We start from the raw sequence: 15,485 nt of genomic DNA, 5'->3' as shown, positions 1-15,485 counted from the left end.
CAATCATCATCAGAGCCATACTAAAAAATGAAACAATTTATTTCCGTAGATGATGTTCCAAGTGTCCCGCGTTTAGTGGATATCGCACTGGACTACAAAAAACAGCCTTTCAAAGACAGAAAATTAGGTGAGAACAAAACACTGGGGATGATCTTCCTGAATCCCAGTCTGCGAACACGATTGAGTACGCAGGTGGCAGCGAAGAACCTGGGTATGGAGGTAGTGGTATTCAATATCGATAAGGAAGGCTGGCAGCTGGAAATGAATGATGGCGCTATCATGAACGGAAATACATCTGAGCACGTGAAAGAAGCGGCAGCCGTAATGGGCCAGTACTTCGACATCATGGCGATCCGTACTTTTCCGGGCCTGAAAGACAAAGAAGCTGATTACAAAGAAAAATATATCAACCAGTTCATCAAATACGCAGGCGTACCTGTTGTAAGTCTGGAGAGCGCTACCCTGCATCCTTTGCAGAGCTTAACAGATGTGATCACTATCAAGGAGCAATGGCAGCAGCCACGCAGACCGAAAGTGGTAATGACATGGGCGCCACACGTAAAACCATTGCCGCAGGCAGTTCCAAACTCCTTTGCACAATGGATCAATGGCTGGGGTGAAGCAGATTTCGTGATCACTCATCCGGAAGGATACGAGCTGGATCCGAAGTTCTCCGGCAATGCACGGATCGAATACAACCAGGAGAAAGCCCTGGAAGGCGCTGATTTCGTGTATGTGAAGAACTGGTCATCTTACAAAGATTACGGTAAGATCACCTGCACTGACAGCAACTGGATGGTGACTAACGACAAACTGAAAGGTACCAACCAGGCAAAAGTAATGCACTGCCTGCCTGTAAGAAGGAATGTGGTGATTGCTGATGAAGTGCTGGATGGCCCGCAGTCTATCGTGATCCCGGAAGCGGCTAACCGTGTATGGGCTGCGCAGGCTGTATTGAGCGAGATCTTAAAAGGTAACATGTAATATCGTATGATCGATCTGTTTGTAATAAAAGTAGGCGGTAACGTCATCGATAATCCAAACCTGCTGGAGGCATTTCTGCAGAAATTCGCATCCATTGAAGGAAAGAAAATACTGATCCATGGGGGTGGCAAGATTGCCACCCGCATTGGTGATCAGCTGGGCATAGAATCAAAGTACGTGAACGGTCGCCGTATCACGGATGCTGCCACGATCGACGTGGTGACAATGGTGTATGGTGGACTGGTCAACAAACAGCTGGTGGCTAAATTGCAGGCGAATGGCTGTAATGCGATCGGTATGACCGGCGCAGACGCTAATATTATTCCTGCAGTAAAACGCCCGGTGAAAGAGGTTGACTTCGGATTTGTCGGAGATGTGAAAACGGCAGATGTGCAGGCAGCTCCGCTGAAAGCATTGCTGGAAGCTGGTCTGACACCTGTGTTTGCACCACTGACACACGATGGCAAAGGACAGATACTGAATACCAATGCAGACACGATCGCTTCTTCTCTTGCAATAGCATTATCTGAAACATACAGCGTAAGACTGATCTATTGCTTCGAAAAGAAAGGCGTACTGCACGATGCCAATGATGATAATGCAGTCATTAACCTGATAGACCGTATCATCTACGAAGAACTCAAAGCTGATAACGTACTGACAGACGGAATCCTGCCTAAACTGGAAAATGCTTTCGCAGCTATTGAAAGTGGTGTGGCAGAAGTGCTGATAGGTCACGCAGATGACGTACAGAGCAACACCACAGACACAGTAGCGGGTACCTTAATACGCTAAACCTATGTGGAACCAAAAACTGTATGATGATGCAGTAACATTATTAAAAGGGCTGATCTCCATTCCTTCTCTGAGCAGGGAAGAACAGGGGACTGCACAACTGATCGCTGATTTTCTCAAAGAAAGGAATATTCCTCATCAGCAACATCTGAATAATATCTGGGCAAAGAACAAGCACTTTGATCCTGCAAAGCCCGTAATTGTATTTAATTCTCACCACGATACCGTTAAGCCTAACCCGCAATACACACGCGACCCTTTTTCTCCTGATGTAGCTGATGGCAAACTGTATGGCCTGGGCAGTAATGACGCCGGTGGATGCCTGGTAAGTCTGATCGCCACTTTCCTGCATTTTTACGAACGCAGCGATATGGCCTACAACATCGTACTGACGGCAACAGCAGAAGAAGAGATCAGCGGTGTAAATGGTATTGAAAGTATACTTTCACAGCTTCCCGCTATTGAATTTGCTATTGTAGGAGAACCTACGCAGACACAGCTGGCAACTGCCGAAAAAGGACTGATGGTGCTGGATTGTACCGTAACCGGTAGAGCTGGTCATGCGGCGCGTGATGAAGGAGAGAATGCGCTTTATAAAGCAATGCCCGATCTGGAATGGTTCCGTACTTTCCATTTTCCAAAGGTATCTGACACACTGGGCCCTGTTAAAATGAGTGTGACAGTAATCAATACTTCCAATAAAGCACATAACGTCGTACCGGCTGATTGTACCTTTGTAGTAGATGTGCGCGTGACGGAACAATATACACTGGAAGAAGTGCTGGAGATCATCCGCGCTAATGTACAGTGTGATGTAAAGCCACGTTCCCTGCGTATGCGTCCTTCCGGTATTCCGCCGGAGCATCCGTTTGTACAGGCAGGACTGCGTCATGGCAAAACAACTTATGGTTCGCCGACTACTTCTGATCAGGCACTGATACCAGGTACTTCCATCAAAATGGGACCTGGCGATTCGGCCCGTTCACATACAGCGGACGAATACATTTACCTTGATGAAGTACGTCAGGGTATTGACAGTTATATTAAATTACTCGAAGAAATCTTGTAGATATGAAAATATGGCAAAAAGATAAAACTGCACTGGCAGAAGTGGACAAGTTCACAGTAGGAAAAGACCGTGAAATGGACGCTTATCTCGCGCCATTCGATGTGCTGGGTTCACTGGCACATACCACCATGCTGGAAAGTATTGGTCTGCTGACAGCAGAAGAACTGGCTATCCTCCAGCAGGAATTAAAGCAGATATATAAAGAGATACAGCAAGGCAATTTTGTACTGGAAGATGGTGTGGAAGACATCCATTCACAGGTGGAATTGCTTCTCACCCGCAGATTGGGAGAAGTTGGTAAGAAGATTCACAGCGGTCGTTCCCGTAACGATCAGGTGCTGGTGGATCTGAAACTGTTCCTCCGTCATGAACTGGAGGTGCTGGTGGGAGAGGTGAAAACCCTGTTTGACCTGTTACAACAGAAAAGTATTCAGTATAAAGATCAGCTGATACCAGGATATACACACCTTCAGATCGCTATGCCATCCTCTTTCGGATTATGGTTTGGCGCTTATGCAGAAAGCCTGGTAGATGACCTGACTGTGTTACAGAGTGCCTATAAAGTAGTGAATAAAAACCCATTGGGTTCTGCTGCAGGTTATGGTTCTTCTTTCCCGCTGAACCGTACCATGACCACACAGCTGCTGGGTTTTGACGATCTGAATTACAATGTGGTGTATGCACAGATGGGACGAGGTAAGACAGAAAAGATCGTTTCATTTGCACTGGCAGGTATTGCTTCCACACTGGCGAAAATGTCAATGGATGCGTGTCTGTTTATGAACCAGAACTTTGGTTTCATCAGCTTCCCTGATGAACTCACCACTGGTTCCAGCATTATGCCGCATAAGAAGAATCCGGACGTATGGGAACTGATCCGCTCCCATGGCAATAAGCTGCAGGCGCTGCCGAATGAAATTGCAATGATGATCACCAACCTGCCAAGTGGTTACCACCGTGACCTGCAGTTGCTGAAGGAGAACCTTTTCCCTGCATTTGGCATATTGAAAGACTGTCTGAAAATGGCGGGTCTGATGCTGGAGAATATCCGTATCAAAGAGAATATCCTGAATGATGATAAATACCGTTATCTGTTCAGCGTAGAAGTGGTAAACCGCCTGGTACTGGAAGGTGTTCCATTCCGCGAAGCGTACAAACAGGTAGGACTGGATATCGAGAAAGGTAATTTTGCACCTGAGCATACCGTGCAGCATACGCATGAAGGCAGCATTGGTAATCCGGGTAATGAAGAAGTCAACAGGATGATGGAAGAAGTGATCAGCGGATTTCCTTTCAAAAAGGTAGCTACAGCAGTAGAGAAGCTGTTGAGTTAAGTTGTGAAGCAATAAGCTATTATAAAAGCGAAAGCCTGAAAGTATGTACTTTCAGGCTTTCGCTTTTATAATAGCTTTACTAAATAGCCTCGATAGATAACTTAGTGGATTTCTCCTTTTCGTCATATTCAGAGACAATGATGTGACCCTCTTTTGCAGGGTAGATGTTTGTCTTCACTGTATTATTGGTTCTGGCGATCTTACGCATGATCTTCTTCTCGTGTACGTTATAGATCATAATATCTTTTGCAGCTTTAACGATCAGGAAAGAAGTCTTTGTGTCCGGATTGGTTAATGGATAGAAGCTACAATTGTCTTCTGTTTTAAATGTCGGCGGGAAGTTCTTCCGTTTGTGGATGTCGGTGCCGATACTGTCCACATAACTCATCTTGCCGTCTTTATCCATTTTCATGAGCAGTACATCATCAAAAGAATAAGCACCATATGCTCCTGTTGACATCATGATAATACCAGGGACCAGCAATGGCGCCGTGATGGAGCCTATAATGATAGCTGCTTTACTGCTCCTTGCTTTCAGGCGGCTTCCTAGAAAATAAGTGTTGCCTTCATAGTCTCTGAAAGAAGGACGAGGCACGATATGACCCTGGGCGCTTTGGATGTACCCCTTTTTGTCGATCTCTTTATTTGTACTGTCAGCCCAGCAATAATAGACAGTTTTCACGTCTTCTTTATGTGCGGCATTCACATCTATTTTATAAACACCTTGTATTTGTCCTTTGGAGATCGCATTAACGCCGGCCAGGTCAACAGAAGGAGATGTATTACCAATGATACCGGAAATAAACAATTTACCAGTCACAGGATCATTGCCGAATCCGAGGATGTCCAACATACGTCTCTTTTTATCTTTCAGCTGTAGTTTCAGCGTAGGAGAGTTGGTCGTACCGCTATAGCCGAACAGGGTATAGCCACTGCCATATTCCATATCTGCTTTTTGGGTCAGCAGGTAGATGTCATCACCAGCTGTATGCAGATAATAACTTGCAGCCACTTCTTTTATCTGTCTTTCACTGATCTTTTCACCGGCAGTATTGAAAGTGAATAAAGGCTTTTTAGTCTTATCTCCGTAAAAGGCAGCAAAACCTTTATTGCTGATGTTTTTCAGCTGAATGTCTTCTTTAAACGGCAGCGCATTTGCTTCGTATCCTTTCAGTGCCAGATAAATATCTATGTCCGCTTTTCTTTCAAAAGTTTTTGTGATCTCACCCTGGAGGTTAATGAACTGTGCGAAGAAGGATATGTAACCTTTCTTTGCAGCGTGCTTGTAGGAGATCTTATGTTTTGGTGTTGTACCTAATACGTCGCTCTTGATATATGCGAGACAAAGGATATCCTGTTCAAACGCTACGGCGCGCAGGTTCAGTTTCTGTTCACGGAATTTCACCTTTCCGATATCGTTCAGATTTTCGTCCATGATAGTGACCTCGTAGTTGAAGGAGTCCTTACTGGCTTTTTCCAGTTCTGTGAATGTCATATAACCGACGAGACTTCCATCCTGCATAATGCTGTGCAGGGAGGTCGAAATACCACTGCCAACCTGTTTGAATACCCTGGACTGGGCGTGGGTAGTTAGTACAACAAATAAAGTGTACAGGAATAATAGGAATCGTTTTTTCATTTTAAAAAGTTTGAAAAGTGCAACGATGAGGTATGGGTTTGAAATATATAGTGTATAGGGCCTGTACCGGTAGAAAGGTGATATGCAATGAAGTGCTGGCTTCAGTACGCTTATAGGCAAGCGTGCTGTCAATTGTACGAACAGTTATGGTCTTATGCGACCAGGTATGAGGTATCATGCAATTTGTCCCCTTCTTAGGTATAGGTATGATTTCTAATGCAATATAGTGAAAATATATGCTATGTAACTGAAATTCATTTTCAGGAAGAGGAGAAATAAAAAGGGCTGTCCCACCATTGGCGGACAGCCCCTTTCCCATTTAGGCTAATTTAGAAGGCTATATTAATGCCGGCAAAGAAATTGGTGCCAGCCATCGGATAATATCCGTTAGACGATTTTTCGACACCTTCCTCTTTAAATGCATAGGTCCATCCGTTAGGAGCGTACTTCTTATTCCAGATATTGTTCAGCACGAACTGAATACCCAGTTCTTTAAAGAGAGGCTGAGGAATGATGTAGTTGAAGCGCAGGTCATTGGTATAATAACCGTCCAGGCTGCGTTCTTTTACTTCCGAGTTGTCGAGGTATTGTCTGCTGACATACTTACCGATCAGGCTTACTTCCAGATTCTTCACTGGTCTTGCAGACAAGTTATAACCGCCTACAAAAGAAGGGGAGAAGGCGATGTTGGTGCTGTTGTAAACAACGGTATCCTGTGCACCGGTGTCAAAATTGTCGATAAAATACTGGAAGTTCTGCACCTTGTTGCGGCTGAAGGCTGCATTCGCAGAAAGCGTAAACAGGCGGCCCAGGCGGGTGCTACCTTGTAATTCGATACCGGCGCGGTAGCTTTTAGGAATGTTGGTGCGGGTATAAGCGCCTACATCGTTCAGTTTCCCGGTTTGTACCAGCTGGTTTTTATAGTTCATGTAGTAGGCATTTGCCTGCAACACGATGTTACCGGTGCGGTAAGTATAACCAGCTTCTACATCGCGCAGTGTTTCATGTTTAGGGGTGTTATTTACACCTGCTTCGAAGTCGTCGCGGTTAGGTTCTTTGTTGCCCACAGCAAAGGAGGCGTATACTTCCTGACGATCGTTCAGCGTGTAAGAAATACCTGCTTTCGGATTGAAGAAGTTGTAATCATTATGTTGTATCAGGGAAGGATTTTTATCGAATCCGTCGATGTTGTATTGTACGGTGCGGTATTGCAGGTCTGCAAACAGGCGTAATGCGGAAGTGATTTTATATTGTCCTTTCCAGTATACGTTCAGATCGCGTTTGAATGCGTCGTTGTCGTAGTATTTGTGGTCTTTATCGATCGGGTATTGCGCCCAGATGATCTTACCATAGTGACCGCCTTCATAGCGGTTCCATCCGCCACCCAGGCTCCAGCTCAGTTTATCGCCTTTGTAGTTTACGGAGAAGATGCCACCGTAGAAGTGGTTGTCCAGCCAGAGTTGTCTGATGAGATCTGTATGTGTCACAGGAGCGCCGTTGATCACAGGATCTGTGATGCCGTAATCAGCAAAGGCTTCCTGTTCGCGGTACTGTTCGTAGTAACCTCTGCCACGGGTGTAGTGTGCAGCCACGTTGAAGTCCAGTTTACTGCTCAGTGACTGGTTCAGGAATAACTGGTAATGGTCCTGTTGATAGTTGTCTGTTTCGTTGTCGTAGTAAGTACCGTCAGATTTTTGGCCTGCGGAATTGTAGGTACGGTGTGTCTTCAGTGAGTCGAGAGGCACGCCGTTCCATGCCTGGTAGGTTTTTTCCTTACCGGAAAATACGTTCAGACGGATAGCGGTATTCTTCGAAATATAAGCCGCAGAAGTATAGAAAGATTTCAGGTCAGAAGAGGCACGATCCATGTAACCATCAGAAGATATTTTGGATAATCTGGCGTCGATGGTGAAATGGTTATTGATTAATCCGGAGCCTACTTTTACGGTGTTTTTCCAGGAGTTGTAAGATCCGACACTGCTGTTAACTTCTGCGTATGCTTTATCTCTGAAATCGTTGGTGCTGAGATTGAGCGAAGCGCCGAAAGCACCAGCTCCGTTGGTAGATGTACCTACACCCCGTTGTAATTGTATACTGCTTACAGAAGAAGCGAAATCGGGCATATTTACAAAGAAAGTACCCTGTGATTCCGCGTCATTGATAGGAATACCATTGGCAGTAACGTTGATACGCGTGATATCAGATCCTCTGACACGGATGCCGGTATAACCGATACCTGTACCAGCGTCGGAGTTGGTTACTACGCCTGGGAGCTGATTCAGCAGCAGGGGCAGGTCCTGACCCAGGTTCTGTTTTTTGATCTCTTCTGCAGTCAGGGTAGATTGTGTGAAAGGAGCATGTTCTCCCACACGGAGACTGGAGATCTCAACAGGTTTTACAAAGAGACCGGTTTCTTCCAGCGAAAAATCTGTCTGGATGGTATTACCAGTCGCGTTGATGTTCGTGGTCAACTGTTTGTATCCGAGGTAGCTCACCTGTAAGGTATACTGACCTTTAGACGGAATAGTAAAGCGGTATTGACCATTGGCGTTGGTATGCATACCAGCGTTGGTGGAGGGGATACTTACGGAAACACCTTCCAGCGGTTTTCCGTTGGATTTGTTGGTAACGACTCCGGTCAGCACAGTTTGCGCATGCACAGTACTTAAGCTGCAGAGCAGCAAAAGGAATAAAAATTGTCTCATGGACTATGACGGTTTAATAGCTTACAATCTGTAGCTTTCAACTTAACAAATGGGTAAGGAAGAGATTGTTCGCTTACCTTTCCTAAACAGCATTACCTGGTCAGGTTCAACGGGTCTGATCTCAGCCTGATAGTAAGGCACCCCGAGGTGAAACCGGGAGTTCTGATAATTTATTGCGCGAGATGCGCACTCCTGTTTCCGGGAACAAAGTTATAGCGGTCGTCGTTAAAAAGTGAAAATATTTTTCATAATGACAGAAATAGTATAATTTCCATTCCTCTACATGTCTCTTCAGAATTAAATACTCCCTGAACTTTTTTATTGTTAACCATAATTAGAATCTGTAATGATTAAGCTACAATTAATCGGGCATCTGGGACATGATGCAGTTCAGCGGAATGTAAATGGTCATACTGTTTTAGGCTTTCGCGTGGCGCATACGGAGCGCTTTAAGGCGCGGGATGGTGAGTTGCAGGAAAGGACGACCTGGGTAGATTGTTCGCTCTGGAACAAGGAGAAGGTGGGTCCTTATCTGAAAACGGGTACCCGTGTGTTTGTCGAGGGAAATCCTTCGGCAGATAATTATGTGAACGGCCAGGGTGAAAATGTGTCGGTATTGCGTTTAAAAGTCTTGCAATTGCAGCTGTTGACGAGTCGCCGTGATGGTGGTAAGCGGGAAAATGAGGTGGAGGAGATTGTGATGGTGAATGAAGATCCGGCGGATGATCTGCCGTTTTAGGAGATGATAAACACCGCAGATATGAAAGAAGGCTGTTGCGCTGTAGGCGGACAGCCTTTTTCTTTGTGGAGAGGGAAAGCAGGACGAATCAGTCTGTCCCCGGGAAGGTTTGAGAACAGAAGTATAAAAGCCGGATATCTATGGTGACTTTAGCACATCAGGGCATTATAATGGCTTTGATCCTTGTTATTCAACGCGTTGCTATGGAAGAGTATGGCAATGATATGTCTTTATGTAAAGAGGAAATAAGGCCATATTACAGGGATGGGAAGTGTTTACCAGGCTGATGGAGGTAGCAGGGGAGAAGTATGCCTGGATGACAGGTGGACATGAGGTGGACTTGATCAGTATATATGATTGTACATCAATTGTTTATGAAGTGTCAGTAATGCGCATTCCAATGACCTTCCGACGGCAGTGTGGTGGTTTTTTGCTGAGATTGGAGGCAAAGTATATACGTTCCTGATAGACACGTATAAGATATTGTGCATATCATTAGCGGGCTTTACCAGCGTATTTTTGATTGAAATGAATGAAACGAAGATTTTATTTCCAGCTTTTATACAAAGGTTTTTTATATCCTGTAACCCTTTGTAGTAAAGGGTTACAGGATGGTGAAGTTACGTTGTTATTCTCTGTTTGATGCATGTAAAAAGCGTTTTTTCTAAAAAAGATTTGGCAGGAATGATTTTAATCCTATCTTTGCAACCTCATTGCGAGGTAGAGCAGAGGTAGCTCGTCGGGCTCATAACCCGAAGGTCAGGGGTTCGAATCCTCTCCTCGCTACTAACAAAAAAGCCGAATCTGATTCGGCTTTTTTTATTTCAGGAAGTTCAGGAAATTAGTAGTGCATGCATAAAGCGGGTTTTGTAAATATCTTCGGTAAGGCCAATGCAGGGAAAAGTACCCTGATGAACGCTCTGGTGGGCGAGAAACTGGCTATTGTATCTCCGAAGGTCCAGACAACAAGACATCGTATTACGGGTGTGGTGACAACACCGGAATATCAGATCGTATTCTCTGATACGCCCGGTATTATTGATCCCCGTTATCGTCTGCACGAAAAAATGATGGGTGCTGTTAAGTCTGCCCTGGAAGACGCCGACGTGGCCATGTTAATCATGGACGTGAAGGATAATCTGGAAGAAAACCTCTCTCTGTTTGCATCACTCAAACTAAAAGCCCGCACCATATTGGTGCTGAATAAGTCAGATCTGCTGATGAAGGAAGAGCTGGATGTGCTGGTGAAAAAGTGTGAAGAGTGGGGCAAGGCAGAAAAAGTAGTGCTGATATCAGCGATGCAGGGTAAAGGTGTACCGGCATTGCTGCAGACTATCGTAGGCATGCTCCCCGAAAGCGAGCCTTTCTACCCGGAAGATACCTTAACAGATAAGTCTACACGCTTCTTCGTAGGCGAAATCGTCCGGGAAAAAATATTCCAGCTCTTTGACGAAGAGATCCCTTATCATACAGCAGTAGCTGTAACACAGTTCCAGGAAAAGAATACGCTGATCAAAATTTCAGCGGATATTATCGTGACGCGTGAAACGCAGAAAGCGATTATCCTGGGCGACAAAGGATCTTCCATTAAAAAGATCGGTACACTGGCCCGCCAGGATATTGAGAAATTTGTGGGTCAGAAAGTGTTCCTTGAACTGTTTGTGAAGGTAAGAGGCAAATGGCGGGATAATGATATTTATTTAAAGGAATACGGTTATTAATTTTATTTAGTTATGGCAGGATTTACAGTAGCAATCGTCGGTCGTCCAAACGTAGGGAAATCTACGCTTTTCAACCGTTTGCTGGAACAGCGTAAAGCCATCGTGGATGACGTGAGCGGTGTTACGCGTGACAGACAATACGGTGTGGCGGACTGGAACGGGAAATCGTTCAACGTGATTGATACCGGTGGTTTTGTATCCAGAAGTGAAGATGTATTCGAGCGTGAGATACGCAAACAGGTGAAAATAGCTATGGAGGAAGCAAACCTCCTGCTGTTCATGTGTGATGTAGCAACCGGTATTACCGACCTGGATGCGGAGATGGCAGATATTCTGCGTCGCTCTTCCAAACCGGTGATCCTTGTGGTGAATAAAGTAGATAATGCTACCCGTCAGCTGGAAGCGACGGAGTTCTATAGCCTGGGTTTTGAAAAGGTATTTTTCATGTCTTCCATGAGTGGTAGCGGTAGTGGTGAACTGTTGGATGAAATTACCGGTCAGATCCCGGAAGATGATGAAACAAGAGAAGCGATAGAAGCAGCGGAAGCATTGCCTAAAATCGCGATTATCGGTCAGCCGAACGTAGGTAAATCATCCCTGCTGAACGCCCTGATCGGTGAAGAAAGGAACATTGTGTCTGATATTCCGGGTACTACCCGCGATACCATCCACACACACTATAAAATGTTCCAGAAAGATTTCGTACTGATTGATACAGCGGGTTTACGCCGTAAAAATAAAGTGCAGGAAGACCTGGAATTCTATTCCGTTATCCGTGCAATCAAAGCAATGGATGAAGCAGATGTTTGTCTGCTGCTGCTGGATGCAACCAAAGGTGTCACTGCACAGGATCTTAGTATTTTCAGTCTGGCCGGCCGTAAAGGTAAAGGTCTCGTAGTACTGGTAAATAAATGGGACCTGATCGAAGATAAGAGTACCAACTCTGCACGGGATTATGAGAAAGACCTGAAAGGACGTCTGGCGCCATTCAGCGACGTACCGGTAATATTCACCTCCGTTGTGGAAAAGCAGCGTATTTTCAAGGCGATTGAAGAGGCTTTACGTGTATACGATAACCGTAAACGTAAGGTACAGACTTCAAAACTGAACGAAGTGATGCTGAAGGCGATCGAATCTTTCCACCCACCGGTAGTAAGAGGTATTCCTATCAAAATCAAGTATGTAACGCAGCTACCGACATTTACACCGGCTTTCGCGTTCTTCTGTAACCTGCCGGACGACGTAAAACAGCCATATCGTAACTACCTTGAAAATCAGCTGCGTAGCAATTTTGATTTTGAGGGTGTACCATTGAAACTGTTTTTCAGAAAGAAATAAAAGTAAATTTTAGCACAGGTATTGTTCCATAACTAAAAATAACTATACCTTTGCGCATCTTTTAAAACAAACTAAGCATGAAAAAATTATTCTTCTTCGCAGTTGCTGCCGGTATGTTCTTCGTAGCTTGCAACAGCGGTGCATCTACTACTTCTGCTGATTCTACTGCTACTGCTCCAGCTGCTGATACAGTTGCTGCTGCTCCAGTTGATTCTGCTGCTACAACTGTAGATTCTGCTGCTACTCCAGCTGCTGATACTACTGCTGCTGCTCCTGCTGCAGAAGCAAAACACTAATCCTGTTTTGTAGAATTAATTTATTGGCCGTCTCGTGTAAACGAGGCGGTTTTCTTTTTGGACAAGACTTGCCAGGGAGGAATTAAGAATTAAGAATTAAGAGTTGGAATGCAGCGGAGATAGGTGCGAAGTGTGATGGCAACACTGTCAGTATGGTTTCAACTGGCAGTAAGTTTGACTTGAACTGGTAAAAGCGATTGTTAGGCGTATGTGTTGAATAGTAAAATATTATCATAAAAGAGAGGGCGTCCGCTATCAACGGACGCCCTCTCTTTTATGGCTTAGGAACGCTTAATTTTTAATTCTTAATTTCTATTTTTTATTCAGCACCTGTATCGCCTTTTTCATCATTTCATCATCCTTATTCAGCGACTCATAAAAACCTGCATAACTCCACATCTGTCTGGCCAGTAATGCTTTCAGACGTGTTTTGATCTCATTTTCATCGTGCGGTTTGATAGATTCAACACCACGGATACTGTCTTTCACCGCAAATGCTTTATAAGCATTGTACAGTTCATTGGATACCTGGAACTGGTTGCTGAAATCAGTAGCGTCCTTATAACGTTTGAACTCGTCTTTATGGCTGCTGAAGTACTGGTAAGTGAAATTGCTGAATGTACTACGGGAATACATGCTGGTCAGCACATTGGAGAAACGGCTGGTGTCAAACGGCATGAAGATGTCCGGTGTGATACCGCCTCCGCCATATACAACACGGCCGCTGGCAGTTTTGAACTGAATCGTATCTAACTGGTGGATGCTATCGCTGTTAACAAATTCACCATGGTTGAAGCGGTTCATGATATCATCATCATAAGCTTCACGACCTTCCGCGTAAGATTTCTGGATGCTTCTGCCGGAGTTGAGGTAGTATCGCGCTACGGTCAGACGTAGTGCACCGCCATTACTCAGGTCAAACTGTTCCTGTACGAGACCTTTACCAAAGGTACGGCGACCGATAATGGTGCCACGGTCCCATTCCTGTACGGCACCTGCGAGAATTTCACTGGCACTGGCAGAACCTTCGTCTGTCAGGATGGTCAGTCCGCCTTTTTCAAACAGCCCTGGTTTTTCACAACGGTAGTCCGAACGCGGGTAGCTTTTCCCTTTTGTATATACGATCAGTTTGTTATCATCCAGCAGTTCGTCTGCGATACGGGTAGCGGCATCCAGATAACCGCCCGGATTCTGACGCAGGTCGATCACCAGTTTGGTCATACCCGCCTTGGTCAGTTTGCGCATGGCGTCCATGAACTCCTGGTAGGTGGTACCGGCGAACTTGTTGATTTTGATATAGCCGATTTCCGGAGAAACCATATAAGAGGCGTCGATGCTATATAATGGGATATCGCCGCGGATGATCTGAATAGGTGTCATTTTCTGCTGGCGGAGCATGGTAACTGTCACTTTTGAGTTTTTCGGGCCCCGTAACAGTTTTCTGATCTTATCGCCGGAGATGTTGTTGCCTGCCACCAGGGAGTCGTTTACCTTAATGATCTTATCACCTGTTTGTACGCCTGCTGTTTCTGACGGACCGCCGGAAACAACGGATACTACGTTCACCGTGTCAGCGATGATATTGAATTCCACACCGATACCGGAGAAATGACCTTCGAGGTCTTCATTCACGGTTTGCAGATTGGAGGGCGGTATGTAGATAGAGTGTGGATCCAGGTGGCTCAGCAGTCCCTGGATGGCTTCCTCCTGAAGATCGTCTACCTTTAAGGTATCTACGTATTTTATTTTCAGCAGATCCATGACTTCCTGGAGCGGAGCCCGGCTGGGCCGGGTGAATAGTAAGGTCTGCGCCCCTGTATTGGCGCCTGGCATTTTGTGCCCCAGATACATTCCCAATGCCAGTACTATCGCAAATAAGAGAGGTAAAAAAACATTCAGTTTCCTGTTCGACATAATCATGTATTGAAAACAGCGAAAAGCTAAGCTTGTATCTTGTCGCTATTTATTTAACTTGTGGCAAAAATAGTATATTAAAGCTCAACCTTCAACGGAAGTGTCATGAAAGTACAGCTAATTGCAGATAGTGGATCTACCAAGGCAGAATGGTGCCTGTTGGGGGCCAGAGAGACCGGCCGTTACAAGACAACCGGTATCAGCCCGTATTTTCTGAATGCAGCACAGATCAAAGAGCTGCTGGAGAAAGAGTTACTACCGCAACTACCTCCCGATGTGCAGATAGACGAGGTCCATTATTATGGAACCGGTTGTTTACAGCGTAAGAGTGTCGAGATTGTGGAATCTGCCCTGAAAGCCGTATGGCCTGTTGCGGCAATAGAGGTGAACCACGACCTGATGGGAGCTGCCAGAGGCTTGTGTGGGAAAGAGCCGGGTATCGCGAGTATCCTAGGGACGGGGTCTAATTCCTGTTATTTTGACGGCAAGACCATTCAGAAGAACAATCCCGGACTCGGTTATGTACTGGGAGACGAGGGGAGTGGCGCTTACCTGGGTAAAAAACTCCTGCAATACTATCTATATAACTCCTTTGACGAAGAGCTGAAGGCGCGTTTTGACGCCCAGTATAACACCAATCATGAGGAGATACTGGAAAACGTGTACCGCAGACCGCTTCCTAACCGCTACCTGGCTAGTTTTGCGCAGTTTCTGGGCGAGAACAGGGGCCATTTCATCGTAGAAAACATCCTGGAAGACAGTTTAAACGAATTCTTCTTTAGCCATATTTATAAGTACAGCGAAAGCTGGACACACCCACTGCACTTCACCGGAAGTATAGCCTGGCATTTCCAGGATATCCTGAATGAACTGTGTGAACTGTATGAGTTGCAGATGGGCCGGATATTGCGCAGTCCTATGGATGGACTGATGGCATATCATCAATAATCA

The 15,485-nt window shown here is 45.3% G+C and carries 12 protein-coding genes, 1 tRNA gene and 1 riboswitch; of the genes, 10 read left to right on the top strand and 3 right to left on the bottom strand.

Annotated elements, in window-relative coordinates:
* The first annotated feature begins 27 nt into the window (after positions 1-27).
* The 4 genes from CPIN_RS32405 to argH are packed head-to-tail and all read left to right on the top strand — an operon-like array spanning position 28 to position 4,182.
* On the top strand, positions 28-984 hold the full coding sequence (locus tag CPIN_RS32405; RefSeq protein ID WP_012794120.1) for an N-acetylornithine carbamoyltransferase: 957 nt from the start codon (positions 28-30) through the stop codon (positions 982-984).
* A gap of 6 nt (positions 985-990) precedes the next feature.
* The gene (argB, locus tag CPIN_RS32400; protein ID WP_012794119.1) at positions 991-1,779 is read left to right on the top strand and encodes an acetylglutamate kinase; all 789 of its coding nucleotides are present in this window, start codon (positions 991-993) and stop codon (positions 1,777-1,779) included.
* Positions 1,780-1,783: 4 nt separating this feature from the next.
* A complete protein-coding gene (locus CPIN_RS32395; protein WP_012794118.1) occupies positions 1,784-2,848 on the top strand; it encodes a M20 family metallo-hydrolase in 1,065 nt (354 codons plus the stop codon).
* A gap of 2 nt (positions 2,849-2,850) precedes the next feature.
* On the top strand, positions 2,851-4,182 hold the full coding sequence (gene argH, locus CPIN_RS32390; protein ID WP_012794117.1) for an argininosuccinate lyase: 1,332 nt from the start codon (positions 2,851-2,853) through the stop codon (positions 4,180-4,182).
* 79 nt (positions 4,183-4,261) lie between these two features.
* On the opposite strand, the gene CPIN_RS32385 is transcribed toward argH, so the two are convergent.
* Positions 4,262-5,821: a DUF6770 family protein gene (locus CPIN_RS32385; RefSeq protein ID WP_012794116.1), complete on the bottom strand. Its 1,560-nt coding sequence runs from the start codon at positions 5,819-5,821 to the stop codon at positions 4,262-4,264.
* Positions 5,822-6,150: 329 nt separating this feature from the next.
* Positions 6,151-8,526 (bottom strand): TonB-dependent receptor, encoded by a 2,376-nt coding sequence (locus CPIN_RS32375; RefSeq protein WP_012794114.1) that lies wholly within the window; start codon positions 8,524-8,526, stop codon positions 6,151-6,153.
* A 62-nt stretch (positions 8,527-8,588) separates the two neighbouring features.
* A riboswitch (TPP riboswitch) is annotated at positions 8,589-8,681 on the bottom strand.
* A gap of 191 nt (positions 8,682-8,872) precedes the next feature.
* On the opposite strand from CPIN_RS32375, the gene CPIN_RS32370 reads away from it, so the two are divergent.
* From CPIN_RS32370 to CPIN_RS32350, 5 genes are all read left to right on the top strand, one after another.
* On the top strand, positions 8,873-9,265 hold the full coding sequence (locus CPIN_RS32370) for a single-stranded DNA-binding protein (RefSeq protein ID WP_012794113.1): 393 nt from the start codon (positions 8,873-8,875) through the stop codon (positions 9,263-9,265).
* A gap of 714 nt (positions 9,266-9,979) precedes the next feature.
* Positions 9,980-10,051: transfer RNA gene (locus tag CPIN_RS32365), tRNA-Met, on the top strand.
* A 65-nt stretch (positions 10,052-10,116) separates the two neighbouring features.
* Positions 10,117-10,986, top strand: coding sequence for a GTPase Era (era, locus tag CPIN_RS32360; RefSeq protein WP_012794110.1), 870 nt, complete (start codon positions 10,117-10,119; stop codon positions 10,984-10,986).
* Between the two features lie 12 nt (positions 10,987-10,998).
* The gene (gene der / locus CPIN_RS32355) at positions 10,999-12,324 is read left to right on the top strand and encodes a ribosome biogenesis GTPase Der (RefSeq protein WP_012794109.1); all 1,326 of its coding nucleotides are present in this window, start codon (positions 10,999-11,001) and stop codon (positions 12,322-12,324) included.
* Positions 12,325-12,401: 77 nt separating this feature from the next.
* Entirely contained in the window at positions 12,402-12,620 is a 219-nt protein-coding gene (locus tag CPIN_RS32350) for a hypothetical protein (protein ID WP_012794108.1), read from the top strand.
* A gap of 312 nt (positions 12,621-12,932) precedes the next feature.
* Here CPIN_RS32350 and CPIN_RS32345 read toward each other — a convergent pair whose 3' ends face one another.
* Complete coding sequence (locus tag CPIN_RS32345) at positions 12,933-14,534, bottom strand: S41 family peptidase (RefSeq protein WP_148230686.1); 1,602 nt, start codon at positions 14,532-14,534, stop codon at positions 12,933-12,935.
* 105 nt (positions 14,535-14,639) lie between these two features.
* Between CPIN_RS32345 and CPIN_RS32340 the strand changes: the two genes are divergently transcribed.
* Positions 14,640-15,482, top strand: a complete 843-nt coding sequence (locus CPIN_RS32340; protein WP_012794106.1) for an N-acetylglucosamine kinase — start codon at positions 14,640-14,642, stop codon at positions 15,480-15,482.
* Positions 15,483-15,485: the final 3 nt, after the last annotated feature.

It is taken from the genome of Chitinophaga pinensis DSM 2588 (genome assembly GCF_000024005.1).
Taxonomy (GTDB): domain Bacteria; phylum Bacteroidota; class Bacteroidia; order Chitinophagales; family Chitinophagaceae; genus Chitinophaga; species Chitinophaga pinensis.
The sequence above is the reverse complement of the archived record's forward strand: the minus strand, read 5'-3'. Positions and strand labels throughout refer to the sequence as shown.